Source organism: Sphingomonas sp. Marseille-Q8236, from assembly GCF_965112005.1.
This window is the reverse complement of record NZ_CBCOPO010000001.1, coordinates 1,559,331-1,573,022: the sequence shown is the minus strand read 5'-3', so window position 1 is coordinate 1,573,022 and position 13,692 is coordinate 1,559,331. Positions and strand designations below refer to the sequence as shown.

The 13,692-nt window shown below is 65.8% G+C and carries 10 protein-coding genes; 3 read left to right on the top strand and 7 right to left on the bottom strand.

Features of this window, described 5'->3' with window-relative positions; all coding sequences use genetic code 11:
- Positions 1-20: 20 nt before the first annotated feature.
- The 3 genes from ACWPWT_RS07455 to ACWPWT_RS07445 all read right to left on the bottom strand — a co-directional run bounded on the left by ACWPWT_RS07455 (position 21) and on the right by ACWPWT_RS07445 (position 3,286).
- Positions 21-1,034, bottom strand: coding sequence for an inorganic phosphate transporter (locus ACWPWT_RS07455; protein ID WP_261268858.1), 1,014 nt, complete (start codon positions 1,032-1,034; stop codon positions 21-23).
- A gap of 10 nt (positions 1,035-1,044) precedes the next feature.
- Positions 1,045-1,689 (bottom strand): DUF47 domain-containing protein, encoded by a 645-nt coding sequence (locus ACWPWT_RS07450; protein ID WP_261268857.1) that lies wholly within the window; start codon positions 1,687-1,689, stop codon positions 1,045-1,047.
- A gap of 184 nt (positions 1,690-1,873) precedes the next feature.
- Complete coding sequence (locus ACWPWT_RS07445) at positions 1,874-3,286, bottom strand: short-chain fatty acid transporter (RefSeq protein WP_454279168.1); 1,413 nt, start codon at positions 3,284-3,286, stop codon at positions 1,874-1,876.
- Between the two features lie 247 nt (positions 3,287-3,533).
- Here ACWPWT_RS07445 and ACWPWT_RS07440 point away from each other — a divergent pair, with 247 nt between their 5' ends.
- Positions 3,534-5,861, top strand: coding sequence for a TonB-dependent receptor (locus ACWPWT_RS07440; RefSeq protein ID WP_454279167.1), 2,328 nt, complete (start codon positions 3,534-3,536; stop codon positions 5,859-5,861).
- A 113-nt stretch (positions 5,862-5,974) separates the two neighbouring features.
- On the opposite strand, the gene ACWPWT_RS07435 is transcribed toward ACWPWT_RS07440, so the two are convergent.
- The 3 genes from ACWPWT_RS07435 to ACWPWT_RS07425 form a co-directional block, all read right to left on the bottom strand.
- Positions 5,975-6,643, bottom strand: coding sequence for an HPP family protein (locus tag ACWPWT_RS07435; protein ID WP_454279166.1), 669 nt, complete (start codon positions 6,641-6,643; stop codon positions 5,975-5,977).
- 75 nt (positions 6,644-6,718) lie between these two features.
- A complete protein-coding gene (locus ACWPWT_RS07430) occupies positions 6,719-7,807 on the bottom strand; it encodes a lactonase family protein (RefSeq protein ID WP_454279165.1) in 1,089 nt (362 codons plus the stop codon).
- Positions 7,808-7,902: 95 nt separating this feature from the next.
- The gene (locus tag ACWPWT_RS07425) at positions 7,903-10,383 is read right to left on the bottom strand and encodes an alkaline phosphatase PhoX (protein WP_454279164.1); all 2,481 of its coding nucleotides are present in this window, start codon (positions 10,381-10,383) and stop codon (positions 7,903-7,905) included.
- Between the two features lie 445 nt (positions 10,384-10,828).
- Between ACWPWT_RS07425 and rplJ the strand changes: the two genes are divergently transcribed.
- A complete protein-coding gene (gene rplJ, locus ACWPWT_RS07420; protein WP_261268851.1) occupies positions 10,829-11,350 on the top strand; it encodes a 50S ribosomal protein L10 in 522 nt (173 codons plus the stop codon).
- Between the two features lie 73 nt (positions 11,351-11,423).
- Positions 11,424-11,798: a 50S ribosomal protein L7/L12 gene (gene rplL, locus ACWPWT_RS07415; protein ID WP_007403895.1), complete on the top strand. Its 375-nt coding sequence runs from the start codon at positions 11,424-11,426 to the stop codon at positions 11,796-11,798.
- 151 nt (positions 11,799-11,949) lie between these two features.
- On the opposite strand, the gene ACWPWT_RS07410 is transcribed toward rplL, so the two are convergent.
- Positions 11,950-13,665, bottom strand: a complete 1,716-nt coding sequence (locus ACWPWT_RS07410) for a hypothetical protein (RefSeq protein ID WP_454279163.1) — start codon at positions 13,663-13,665, stop codon at positions 11,950-11,952.
- Positions 13,666-13,692 lie beyond the last annotated feature (27 nt).

Below are 13,692 nucleotides of genomic sequence, written 5' to 3'. Positions count from 1 at the left end.
CCCTCGCCCTCCCCTTCCTATCAGAACAACCGGGTCAGCAGGTAGAAGCCCGCCCCCATCGCGGCTGAAGCGGGGATGGTGATGATCCAGGCGATCACCACATTGCCCGCCACACCCCAGCGCACCGCCGAGGCGCGCCGCGCCACGCCCGCGCCGATAATCGAGCCGGTGATGGTATGCGTGGTCGACACCGGAATACCCAGCGCCGAGGCCGCGAAGATCACGATCGAGCCCGCGGTCGAGGCGCTGAAACCCTGATGCTGCGACAGCTTGGTGATCCGGGTGCCCATCGTCTCGATGATCCGCCAACCGCCGGTCATCGTGCCCAGCGCGATCGCGAAGTAACAGGCGATGGCGACCCAGTGCGGCACTTCGAACGGGCCCGACAGGCGCCCGGTCGAATAGAGGAGGACGGTGATGATCCCCATCGTCTTCTGCGCGTCGTTTAGGCCGTGGCTGAGCGAATAGGCCGCCGACGAGACGAGGTGCATCGCGCGGAAGCTGCGCTCCGCCTGCCCCGCGCTCGATCGGCGCATCGCCCAGCTGCTCACCAGCATGACCAGCATCGCCAGGAACATGCCCAGCATCGGCGACAGCACGATGGCGAGCAGCGTCTTGTTCAGCCCCGCCCACTTCACCGCGTCCATGCCCGCATGGGCGACGCCCGCGCCGACCAGCCCGCCGACCAGCGCATGGCTGCTCGACGAGGGGATGCCGCGCAGCCAGGTGATGACGTTCCACGCCATCGCCCCGCCCAGTGCGCCGAAGATCACGGCGGGCGTCACGATGCTCTGGTCGATCAGCCCCTTGCCGATCGTCTCTGCCACCTTGTGAAGGCTGGGAAAGGCCACGGTCAGGAAATAGGCCGCGAAGTTGAAGAACGCCGCGAAGCCCACCGCCGCGACTGGCGACAGAAGGCGCGTAGCCACCACGGTCGCGATCGAATTGGCCGCGTCGTGCAGCCCGTTGAGATAATCGAACGCCAGCGCGACCAGGATCAGGCCGACCAGCAACGGAAAGGCGAGTTCGTGCATGTCCCTCGCCTCAGGCGTGGTCGATGACGATGCCGTCGATCTCGTCGGCGACATCCTCGAACGCGTCGAGGATGCGCTCCAGATGCTTGTACACTTCCTTCTCGATCACGAAGCGCAGCGTGTCGCGCTCGCCGCATTCCTCCAGCGTGCGCTTCAGGCCCGCCGCGTGCATCTCGTCGGCACGACCCTCCAGGCGGACCAGCTCCTCGGTCAGCGCGTGCAGGCGATCGCCGTTGCGCGCGACGTCGCGCATCAGCGGCATCGCCTCGACGGTCAGCTTGGCCGCCTCGACCGCGACCGCCGCCATTTCACGCATCTCGGGCGCGAAGCTGGTCAGCCGGTACAGGCCGATCGCGGTGGCGGCGGCGTGCATCTCGTCGATCGTGTCGTCCATCGATCCGATCAGCGAGGTGATCGAGGCGCGGTCGAACGGCGTCAGGAAGGTCGAGCGGACCGAGGTCAGCACCTGGCGCGTGATCTCGTCGGCGTCATGCTCGCGCGCGGCGACGACGGCGATCTCGTCGGCGGTGCCGTTCTTCGCGTCGAAAATGCGGACGGTGGCTTCGGCCCCCGCCAGGATGGTGGCGGCTTGCGCCTCGAACAGCTCGAAGAAATTCCCCGTCTTCGGCAGGAGGCGTTGGAACCAGGCGAACATCAGTCGGTAAACCCCGATAGTGATCCGATATCGTGCGCATTCTCTGCGCATGGCCGATCGGGCCACGGCGACACGCCGGACCGAAAAAGGTCATGAACCCGAGACTGCACGAACGCCGCCCCCCTGACCAGCCACGACGTCCACGTCAAGCAAAACCCTGTTACAACAATGTGACACTGGGCGCTCATGGCATGACCGGCGGATGGTAGGTCAGGGTGAAGGACAGCGCCCAGAGCAGCCCCAGGACGACCGGCAGATGGACGATCAGTTGCAGGAAACTGAACCCGACAATGTCGCGTGCCTTCAGACCCAATATGCCCAGAAGCGGCAGCATCCAGAACGGGTTGATCAGATTGGGCAGCGCCTCCGCCGCATTGTAGATCTGAACGGCCCAGCCGAGATGGACATGGAGTTCATTGGCCGCCTGCATCACATAGGGTGCCTCCAGCAGCCATTTGCCGCCGCCTGAGGGAATGAAGAATCCCAGGATCGCCGAATAGGCCCCCATGGTCAGCGGAAAGGAGCCCGGCGTGTTGAGCGCGACGAAGGCATGGGCGATCCGGTCGGCGACTCCGATACCGGCCGCGTTCTTCGCGCCGGTCAGCATCGCGGCGATCGCGGCATAGAAGGGATATTGGATCAGGATGCCCGCCGTTGCCGGAACCGCGCGGGACAGCGCGGTCAGAAAGCGCCGGGGGCGCCAGTGCAGCACCAGCCCCGCCATCAGGAACAGGAAGTTATAGGTGTTGAGGTTGGAGATCGCGATCATCCAGTCCTGCCGCGCGAACTCCTGGACCAGCCAGCCCACCGCCAGCGCCCCGATCAGCATGGTGACCAGCGGCGCATGGTCCAGCCACTCGCCCGGCTGGGTGGGCGGGGGCAGGTCGTCATCCTCGCGCGCAGGATCGATGCCCATGTCCTGCGCGGTCATCGCGGCGTCACGCCCCGGTGTGGAGGCCATGGCGATCGCGGTCGACAGCAGGATCAGCACGCCCGCGATCAGCATCGACTGCCACAGGAAGATGGTCTGGCTGAACGGAATGACCCCGGTGATGGGCAGCAGCGCGGGCGGCAGGCTCGCCGGATTGGCCTGCAACTGCGCCGAAGACGAGGACAGCCCCATCGCCCAGGTCGCGCCCAGCCCCAGATAGGCCGCTGCCCCCGCCGCGCGATAGTCCATCCGCAGGTCCATCCGCCGTGCGCAGGCGCGCGCCAGCAGCCCGCCGAAGATCAGGCTCAACCCCCAGCTCGCCAGTGAGGAGATCATGGTGGCCAGTGCGATCATCCCGATCGCGCCGCGTGCGGTGCGCGGTCGCCGCGCCAGCCAGTCGATCAGCCGCTGCACGGGGCCCGAGGTCGCGACGACGTAGCCGCCGATCGTCACGAACGCCATCTGCATGGTGAAGGGGATCAGCGTCCAGAACCCATCGCCGAAGCTCTTGGTCACGGCGGGGAGCGACGCGCCATTGGCCAGCGCCGCCACTGCGACCACGATCACCGCGATGGCGACGAAGATGAAGGCATCGGGAAACCAGCGCTCGGCCCAGGCGGTGAAGCGCAGCGCCAGCCGGGCCAGCGCGCCATCGCGGGTCCGCATTCCGCCCTCTTCCATGCCACCCCCGATGGTTTCGCACCGTCCCGACGGCGATGGCCGCCAGGCGCTGCCTGTCCGTTCGACACATCATGCGCTTCGCGACCCGACAGGGCAACATTATCCGATGACTGTGCTTTTGGCGCATCACCTCTGTCACGCGAGCGCCATAATGCGCCCCTAACGGCTCCGCCCACCGGGAGTATTGAGTAGTCGGGCGGCACGTAACCGCCCACCGGAGCTGGGGAATAATATGAAGTCGGTTATCAAGACCGCGGCGCTGCTAAGCGCTGCGTGGGGAACGCTGGCGGCCGTACCGGCCATCGCACAGACTGCCGATCAGGGCGCGGGCACAACCACCGCGACCGGGGATCAGGCCGCACCGCAGGAGGGTCTCGGCGAGATCACCGTCACCGCCGAGCGTCGTTCGGAAAACCTGAATCGCGTGCCGGTGTCGGTCGGCGTCGTCGGCGGCCAGGACCTGCGCGCCTTCCAGCAAGGCGGCGAAGACATTCTCGCGCTGTCGGGCCGCGTCCCCGGCCTTTATGCGGAGACCACCACCGGCCGTATCTTCCCGCGCTTCTATATCCGCGGCCTGGGCAATATCGACTTCTATCTCGGCGCGTCGCAGCCTGTGTCGATCATCCAGGACGATGTCGTCCTCGAGCATGTCGTGCTGAAGTCGAACCCGGTGTTCGACGTCGATCAGGTCGAAGTGCTGCGTGGTCCGCAAGGGTCCCTGTTCGGCCGCAACACGACAGCAGGCATCATCAAGTTCGACACGATCAAGCCGACGCAGAGCTTCCAGAGCCGTGCCACCGCCTCGATCGGCAGCTACAACACGATCAGCATGGACGCCGGTGTCGGCGGTCCGCTGATCCGCGACGTGCTGGCGTTCCGCCTGTCGGCCCTGGTGCAGCACCGCGACAACTGGGTCGACAATGTCTATTCGGGGCTTAGCGCCGATGGCACGCTGACCCCGAAGAAGGACGCGATGGGCGGCTTTACCGAGCGCGACGTTCGCCTCCAGCTGCTCTTCACGCCGACCGACACGCTGTCGTTCAACCTCGCCGGTCATGCGCGCTGGTATGACGGCACCTCGACCCTGTTCCATCGCGGCGCACTGAAGAAGGGTTCGCGCGACGTGTCGGCCGAGCCGCGCGACCAGGTCGCACTGGACGAAGGGCGCGGCAATCCGCAGTCCTATGACACGCAGGGCGCCTCGCTGCGCGCCGCCTGGGATCTGGGCGCGGCCGAGCTGACCTCGATCACCGCCTATGAGACCACGGCCGGTTTCAGCAAGGGCGACACCGATGGCGGCGCGGCGGCCAACTTCCCGGTCAACGGCGTGGCCAATGGCTATGGCCTCAGCCAGGGGCAGGTCCGGGGTCTCGACCAGTGGACGCAGGAAGTCCGCCTCGCCTCGACCTCGGGTGGCCCGTTCAAGTGGCAGTTCGGCGGCATCTATTTCGACAGCCGCGACATCACCGACTTCTATCAGCGCGCCTTCCTAATCGGGGCCAATCCGAACAACTGGGTCCGCCTGCACGACGTCAACACCTCCTGGGGGCTGTTCGGGCAGGTCAGCTATCAGGCGACCGATCGCCTGACCCTGACCGCCGGTGGCCGCGTCAGCGAGGATACCAAGCGCACCCAGTTGCTGCGCACCGCCGACAGCGCCGCAGGAGTCTCGACCTATCGCGGTCGTCGCGACGTGCGCCTGTCGGACACCAAGCCGAGCCTGGACCTGTCGGCGCTGTATGAAGTCACGCCTGAACTGAACGTCTATGTCCGCGCGGCCGAAGGCTTCCGTGGCCCGACGATCCAGGGTCGTTCGGCGGTGTTCAACTCCGACTTCACCACCGCGAACTCGGAAACCAACCTGTCGTTCGAGACCGGCTTCAAGTCGAAGCTGTTCAACAACACGCTGCGCCTGAACGCGGCGGCCTTTGCCTATCGCGTGAAGGGCATCCAGCTGAACGGCAACGATTCGGACGGTAATGGTGTGCTGTTCAACGCCGACAAGGCCGTTGCCTACGGCATGGAAGCCGATGCGCAGTGGTTGCCGGTGCGCAACCTGGCGCTGTCGGCGGGTGTCAGCCTGCTGCACTCGGAAATCCGCGACAAGCGCGTCTTCGCCCAGACCTGCGGCCTGAACGGCGTGCAGGTGTGCACCGTGCTCGACCCGTTCGTCACCCGCCGCGTGTTCGGCGCGAACGCCTATTTCGCGCAGATCGACGGCAACCCGCTGCCCAACGCGCCCGAGTACAATCTGAACCTGGCGGCCAAGTACGACATGCCGCTGGAGGGTGGTGGCAAGGCGTTCATCAGCACCGACTGGAACCTGCAGGGCTATACGAACTTCGTCCTGTACCGGACCAAGGAGTTCACCTCGAACGGCAATTTCGAGGGCGGTCTGAGCATCGGCTATACCGCGCCGAACGACGACTGGAGCCTGTCGGTCTTCGCGCGCAACATCACGAACGAGAAGAACCTGAAGGGCGTGATCGAGAACTATATGGCGGCCGTGTTCAACGAACCGCGCATCATCGGCATCTCGTTCAGCGGCAAGTATCGCTGATCGGCATGACCGGTTGATGGGAAAGGCCCGTCCCTCGGCGTGAGGGGCGGGCCTTTTCTTATGCCGTTATCCCAAGGTCCGTTCAGCCTGAGCGAAGTCGAAGGCCATGCCCCTCACCGGCCCCGAACCTTGGCCCGCGCATGACGCTCGGCATGGGCGAGCAGCGTGTCCAGATCCTCGCGCGCGATGTCGAAGCTTTCGTGCATGTCTTCCAGCGCGGCGTCGACATCCTCGGGCTGGATCAGGGCGACAGGCGTGGGCGGGATCACCACCGGCTCGTGTGGATAGCTGCGCCCCGTCGCGCGGTGGAAGAACATGCCCAACGCCACCAGCGCGATCGAATTGATCGCGACCGGCGCGAAGGCGAAGGCGAAGCCCGCCACATGGATGCCCTGGCTTCCGATCACAGCGGTCAGCGCCGCCGCCCCACCCGGCGGATGCAGGCAACGCGCCAGCGACATGACCAGGATCGCCCCGCCCACCGCGCAGCCCGCCGCCAGCGGGAGCGAGGGGATCGCCTGAAACATCGCCACCCCGACCAGCGTCGACAGGACATTGCCCCCGACAACCGACCAGGGCTGCGCCAGCGGACTGCTCGGAACGGCGAAGACCAGCACGGCGGACGCCCCCAGCGGCGCGACGATGATCGGCAGGTCGGGGCCGAGCGGCGGCAATCCGCCGCACACGACAATGGTCAGGGCGATGCCGATCACCGCCCCGATACAGGCGATCAGCCGCCCCGGCCATGTGGCCCCGGCCAACAATAGTCTGAAGAAGCGCATGAGCGTGCGTCTATGCCCGCGCGACCATCCTCGCCACCGCCAAAGCCTTGGGACAGACCTATTTTCTCTTCGCGATCAGGCCTCTGCCAGGAACGCCACGCCTGGAATGGCGAGGCTCTGCCCCGTTGCGGTCAATCGCCCGTCCCGGCCGATACGAAAGGCATTGACCGTCCCCGACCGCTCATTGGCGACCAGCATCTCGCGTCGTCCCTCGCGCAACAGGAAGAAACGCGGCCAGTTGCCGCCGGTCGGGACATGCTGCACCAGCGTGGGCTCGCCCCTGGCGTCGAGGGAGAAGACGGTGATGCTGTTCGCCCCGCGATTGGAGACGTAGAGCGTCCGTCCGGCACGATCGATCGCGATATGCGCGGCATAGGATGCGGGACCACCCTCGGGCACCAGCGCGTGCTCGCCCGCCGTGCGGAACCGGCCATCGGGCAGGGCGTCGAGGACGAACAGCCGCGTCTGCAACTCGCACGCGACATAAGCCCGCGCCAGGGTCGGATGGCGGACCATATGACGCGGCCCCGCGCCCGCCGGCGCGTTCCAGGCCACGATTGGTTCGGCGAGGGTTCGCGCGGCGGGATCGAAGCGATAGGCGAAAATGGCATCCGCCCCAAGATCGACCGCATGCAGCCAGCGCTGATCGGGGCTGAACCCCACCCAATGCGCATGCGGCCCGGCCTGGCGCTCGGCGTTCGGGCCCTTGCCCCGATGCTGGAAGATCTGTGCCTCACCCGGCGCACCGGTCCGCCGGTCGAGCCGGAAGAAGGCGACCGACCCGCTGGAATAATTGGCGACCGCCAAGCAGGCCGAGGAGCGGTCGAGCACGGCGTGACACGGGTCTGCGCCACCGGTCGAGGCCCCGCCCCGCGACCGCCAGCCGGGGCCATAGGCAGCGACCCGTCCCTCCGCCTGTTCGCGCAAGAGGTAAAAGGCGCCGCCCGGACCGTTCCCCACGCCATAGGAGGCATTGACGATGTCCGCCACGGGACGCCCGACGCGTCCGTTCGCGATCGGATACAGGCCCTTGCCGCCCTCATTGGCATAGGTGCCCGCGATCAGGCGATCGCTGCCCGGTCCTTGTGCCAGTGCAGGCTCGATCGCCGTGCTCAGCCCGATCGCGGCCACCCCGACCATGATCTCGCGTCGTGTGGTCGTCATGCCTCTCCCCTTTTCTTGTCGCCCCTTCAAACGACAAAGCGGCGGGGAAGGCAATCACCTTCCCCGCCCCCGGCATCAACGATGCGGTCAATCGATCAGATTGCGACCACGCCGCCGTCATTCTTGGTGATGACGATGGTCGCCGAACGCGGGCGGATCGTCGCCGCCGCGCTGCCGCCCTGGCTGTCGGGCCAGTTGCTGGTCGGTGCCGACGGGGTGGAAGCGCCCTCGCCCGGATGCTGGATGTTGACGAAGACCGAGGTACCGTCCGGCGTCGAGTGGATACCGGTGATCTCGCACTGCTTCGGCCCCACCAGGAAGCGCTTCAGCGTGACGCCCGGTGCCTTGCCGATCCGCGTGGCGACGGTGGCCGAGGCCCCGCCCGCGCTGCTCGTCACCGAACGCGTGCCGCCGTCACCGACCCGGCCGGGAATCGCGGCCAGCATCATGCAGTTGGTGACGTCGGTGAAGGCGCCGTCATCGGTCTGGATCCACATCACCGGCGTCGCCTGGCCAGCGACATTGCTCGGCAGGCTGAACCACAGGCCGTCGGGCGACGAGAAGTCGTTGGTCGCGTCCAGCCCCGACAGATTGATGTTGGTCGGATCGAGGTCCGCGCCCGCGCCGAAGGCATAGACGTCCCAGGTGAAGCTGGTCGCTTCGGTCGTGTCGCCGGTCTCGCGGAGGCGGATGATGTGGCCATTGCGGTTGCCGACCGAGGTCGAGGGCGGATCGACATAGGCGCGCGGATTCGCCGCATCGACACCGGTCTGGCTGCCCGACGCGACCGGCTTGCGCGAACTGTTGTTGGTCAGGGTGCAATACATCTCGCCGGTCGCCGGATTGACCGCGGTCCATTCCGGGCGGTCCATCTTGGTCGCGCCCAGCGCATCGCCCGCCAGACGGGTGTTGATCAGGACATCGGCCTGGTCGGCGAAGGGATAGACGCTGTTCGACGCGGTCAGTCCGTTCTGGCCGAACACCAGCGGCATCCACTGACCGGTGCCGTCCGCATTGAACTTGGCGACATAGAGCGTGCCGTTGTCGAGATATTTGTCGCCCACCGCCAGACGGTCGCTGGCGCTCGCATCCGAGGCGTTCCACGGCGTCGCCGAGACGAACTTGTAGATATATTCGTTCTGCGCGTCGTCGCCCATATAGAAGGCGGGGCGGACACCCGCGATCATCCGGCCGCTCTCACAGCCCTCATGGTTCATGCGGCCGAGCGCGGTGCGCTTGCGCGGCGTCGAGTTCGGGTTGAACGGATCGATCTCGACCACCCAGCCGAACTGGAACGGCTCGTGGCGGAAATCGGCCGTGCCATCGGCGGCGAGCGCGGCATTGGCGGTCGCGTTCCAGCGGCGGAAGACGGTGCTCGACGCGTCCGACGGCGTCACCGTGGTCCAGCCATAATTGCCCGAGCGGCCTTCGGTGATGCCATAGCGGGCCAGCGAGGTGTTCTGCTTGGGCGTCGTCGCGGTGCGCACGGCCGCGTCACCGCTCGCCCGGCGGAAATAGCCCGCCCAATTCTCTTCATTGGTCAGGTAGGTATTCCACGCCATCGTGCCGTTGGCGCAGTTGTTGATCGTTCCGCGCCCCATGGTGCCATCGGCCGAATAGGCCGTCTTCAGCCACGCGCTGCCCTTGACCGGGCCGCTGAATGCCATCGGGGTGTTGGGCGTGATACGACGGTTCAGCGTGGAGGTCTGGACATAGGTCCAGCCGCTGCTGCTCCGCGTCACCTCGATCACCGAGACGCCGTGGCACTCGATTTCCTTGATCGCCTCGCCTTCGGGGCGGGGCGCCGGGGTCTGGCCGTTGACGTGCAGATACTGCTCGCTGATATTCTCATGGTTGAGAACCAGCAGGCCGCGCGTGCTGTTATTTGGGTCTGGGTTGGTGCCCGATGCCGCCAGGCCGAAATAGCTCATGCCGTCATGATGGTCGCCCGCGCGCTGCGCGAAATTGGTATCGGTGCCGTTATTGGCATAGGCCGCGACACCCGAGGCGATCGGATCGCCCAGACGATAGAGCACGGTTACGCTATAGCCCGAAGGCACGGTGACGACGTCGGCTAGGCTGTGCGGGACGGCAGTGAAGTCCAGCGAGATCGGCGTAACGGTGACGGTCACGCTGTTGTTCGTGACCAAACCGTCGCGGCTGGTAATCTCCAGATTGAAGCCGAGCTGGGTCGCGGTGGCGACCGCAGGCGCGCGGAACGAGGTGACCAGTTGATTGGCGTTGGTCAGCGTGACCGAGAGGCCTGCCGTCTGGCTCCAGTTCACATTGGCGACCTGCCCGCTGCCCACCGTGCCGGTCAGGGTGACGGGACGCCCCGCCGCGACGCTGGCGGTGCTGCCCGCGGCGGTGGCGGTGACGGCTTGCGGATTCTCGTCGTCGCACCCTGCCAGCAACATGCCGCCGAACAGCGCCGTCGTCATCGCCGATACGCCGTGGCGCAGCGTCTGGCGGCGCGACAGGCGGGTGGCGATCAGGTCGCTCATATGCATATTGGCGGAGCGGTTGGTATCGATGTCGCCATCGTCATAGGCGATCAGGCTGTTGATATCCGACATGGAATGTCCCCCGGCACCGCGCGAGGAAAGGCGCGGTCTCTCTTGCGCCGTTTGCAGTCCAACCAAGTCATTCCGGCTTCATTTCGGCGTCATGTCGGTGACGACGGAATGACGCCCGTATGACATGGGCGTCATGATGGCCTGGCGCTTGACTCCCCGCGCCGATCCGGCTAGGCGCACCCCCGCATCCGAATGGGCTTGCCTGTTCGGATTCCGTCCAAGACAGCAGGTGCCGGGGAATATGCCCTGGCTTAATCTCCTGCCGAGACGGGGAAAAGGATTTTGCCGGTCGCTCCAGCATCGCTGGTCACGTCCGGTCTGCCCCGCGTTACTCTGACGCGTCGGTTGCCCATTCCCCATCGCTGGACACCCCGAGGGGTGGTCACACCCCCCGGTCAAGCAACCGGGATGACCGTTCGCGGTCGTTCCAACCATGGAGAATGGCATGGATCGCGATCAAAAGAGCCAGGCCGTCGCCGAACTGAACCGCAACTTCAACGAGGTTGGCGTGGTGGTCATCACCCGCAACCACGGCATGACCGTCGCCCAGTCGACGGCCCTGCGCACGAAGATGCGGGAAGCCGGCGCGTCCTACAAGGTCTCGAAGAACCGGCTTGCCAAGATCGCAGCCCAGGGCACCGACTATGCCGGTGTCGCTGACATGCTGACGGGTCCCGTCGGCATTGCCAGCTCGATCGATCCCGTGGCCGCCGCCAAGGTGGCCGTGGAATTCGCCAAGACGACCGACAAGTTCGAGATCGTCGGCGGATCGATGGGTGCGAATGTCCTTGATGTCGCAGGCGTGCAGGCGCTGGCGACTCTGCCCTCGCTGGACGAGCTCCGGGCGAAGCTGGTTGGTCTTATCGTCGCTCCGGCGACGAAGCTGGCCACCATCACCCAGGCTCCCGCGGCGCAGATCGCCCGCGTCCTCGCGGCTTATGCCGACAAGGACAAGGAAGCCGCCTGATCTTCGGGCGAATACGACGATTTGAACTGACACACTCGGGCCATTTTAGACGGCCCGTATTGGAGATAAGAACATGGCAGACCTGAACGCGCTGGTTGACCAGCTGAGCGAGCTGACCGTCCTCGAGGCCGCTGAGCTCTCGAAGATGCTCGAAGAGAAGTGGGGCGTCTCGGCCGCTGCGGCCGTTGCCGCTGCTCCTGCTGCTGGCGGCGCTGCTGCTCCGGCCGCTGAAGAGAAGACCGAGTTCGACGTGATCCTCACCGGCGACGGTGGCAAGAAGATCAACGTCATCAAGGAAGTCCGTGCGATCACCGGCCTGGGCCTGACCGAAGCCAAGGCGCTGGTCGAAGGCGCTCCGAAGCCCGTCAAGGAAGGCATTGCCAAGGACGAGGCCGAGAAGATCAAGAAGCAGCTCGAAGAAGCCGGCGCGACCGTCGAGCTCAAGTAATCGGACTGCGGGGGGCAACCCCCGCACCCGTTCGCTTGGCGAGCTAAAGAAAGGGCGGCCCCTTCGCGGGGGTCGCCCTTTTCTTTTGCGCGGCGCCACCAAGCCGGAGGCGCGCCACCGCCCCCACATCGGGGCGGTCGGCATTCCCATCCTACCCTGCGACCCGGCTCCATGGCCGCGCCGCGCGCATGTCCAGCCGGCACATATTCTTCAGCCCATGCCGCCGGATATAGGTCATCGCCCGCGCATCATAATTCGCCGCGCCTGGGTCGTCGAAATGCCAGTCGGGGGGATTGAAGGTCGAAAAGCCGTTTACCGTCGGCACCCGCCATTGCTCGGCCAGGAACATCGCATCGACATTGTGCGGATAGAGCGCGTTTAGCTCCGCATTGACATAGAGGGGCTCGCCCACCCGCGTCGCCACCGCGTAGAAGCCATCGCATTCCGCCGGTGGCGGCGGAATCGCATCGAGCGCCGTACGCTGAATCCGGCGGCTGAGTTGTGCGGCCGTCTCCGCCGTCAGATTTTCCGCGAACAGGAGCGCGACGATCGCCCCCGCCCACAAGGGTCGCGACCGCATCAGCGCGGCGGCGCGCGCTCGCCAGGCGCCCACCACGATCAGGAGGAACGGCAGCGTCAGCCAAAGCTGATAGCGGGACACGACCCGCATCCCCTTCGCCCCCGGCACCAGGAAGAAGACCAGGTTCCAGGGCGACACCTTCCCGAATTGCAGCGTCAGCATCCAGGCGACGATCATCGCCAGCGCAAAGGCGCGCCACAGGGTGGAGGGCACGGTGCCGTCCATCATGCGGCGACGCATGACGATTCCCCATGCCGCGACGATCAGCAAACCGCACAGGATGGGCGGGATCCCGACCTCATGCTCCCCGCGCAGCACACGGCCCGGCAAGGCGGGATCCTGCGGCATTGCCTCATGAACCATCGCCAGCAACGGGCGGAACAGCCAGCCCCAGAGGTAATTGTCCGGGCCGACATTGATCATGTCGATGACCGGGGTGATCAGATAGCCCAGCATATCGTCATAGGCCTCGCCCCCCGTTTCGTGCAGCTTGGGCAGATAGACGATGAGGAAAGGCAGGATCAGGATCGCGAAAGCGCCCATTCCCCAGGCGATCACGCCCGCATGCGCCCGGATCAGCCGCCACAATGCCGCGGGTCGGGCATGACCGGTCAGGATGCACCAGCACAGCACGAACAGGCAGGCCGAGAAGATGGTGAACCAGGCCATGTAATAAGAGGTCATCAGCCATGCCGCCATCAGCGCCGCCAGCGCCACCGCCTGTGCGCGTGCGGGGCCGCCCCGCCCCTCGGCCTCCGCTCGCACGCACCCGATCGTCAGCATCATCGCCAGTGGCAGCAAGCCGACGCTCTGCAACTGTGCATGGACGGCCTGCAGCCCGATATTGCTCGCGATCGTCCAGGATAGCGCGACGAACAGCCCCGCCTTTCGCCCCCAGCCCAAGCTCCGGACGACCAGCGCATAGGCAAAGACGAAGCCAATCGTCTTGAAGGTCAGAATGTTCAGCGTATCGGCATGAAAGGGATCGACGAAGATCCGCCAGAAGGAATAGACGAGGCCATAGAGGAAATAGCCGTCATTATACCCCAGCGTGCCGCGATAGGGGTGAAAGTAGAGCGTGCTATCCCATGCCGACACGCCGTGCAGCACGTTGCGCCAATGTTCGAGGATGGTCATCTCGATCATCGCATCCGCCCGGTCCCCGAACCCCAGATCGAAACCGCTGGCGATCGGCACGTGGAAGACGATGAGCATCGCGATCACATAGGCCAAGGCAAACGCCACCATGGCGGTGACGCGCGACGCGCCCCCGTGCGGTGCAGACAAGGGAGAAGGCTGAGGGGATGGCGATCG

What these genes read in the sequence shown, in the direction of transcription:
- rplL (WP_007403895.1), top strand. Translation starts at nt 11,424, where the DNA reads ATGGCAGACCTGAACGCGCTGGTTGACCAGCTGAGCGAGCTGACCGTC.
- ACWPWT_RS07455 (WP_261268858.1), bottom strand. Translation starts at nt 1,034, where the DNA reads ATGCACGAACTCGCCTTTCCGTTGCTGGTCGGCCTGATCCTGGTCGCG.
- rplJ (WP_261268851.1), top strand. Translation starts at nt 10,829, where the DNA reads ATGGATCGCGATCAAAAGAGCCAGGCCGTCGCCGAACTGAACCGCAAC.
- ACWPWT_RS07440 (WP_454279167.1), top strand. Translation starts at nt 3,534, where the DNA reads ATGAAGTCGGTTATCAAGACCGCGGCGCTGCTAAGCGCTGCGTGGGGA.
- ACWPWT_RS07430 (WP_454279165.1), bottom strand. Translation starts at nt 7,807, where the DNA reads ATGACGACCACACGACGCGAGATCATGGTCGGGGTGGCCGCGATCGGG.
- ACWPWT_RS07425 (WP_454279164.1), bottom strand. Translation starts at nt 10,383, where the DNA reads ATGTCGGATATCAACAGCCTGATCGCCTATGACGATGGCGACATCGAT.
- ACWPWT_RS07450 (WP_261268857.1), bottom strand. Translation starts at nt 1,689, where the DNA reads ATGTTCGCCTGGTTCCAACGCCTCCTGCCGAAGACGGGGAATTTCTTC.
- ACWPWT_RS07435 (WP_454279166.1), bottom strand. Translation starts at nt 6,643, where the DNA reads ATGCGCTTCTTCAGACTATTGTTGGCCGGGGCCACATGGCCGGGGCGG.
- ACWPWT_RS07445 (WP_454279168.1), bottom strand. Translation starts at nt 3,286, where the DNA reads ATGCGGACCCGCGATGGCGCGCTGGCCCGGCTGGCGCTGCGCTTCACC.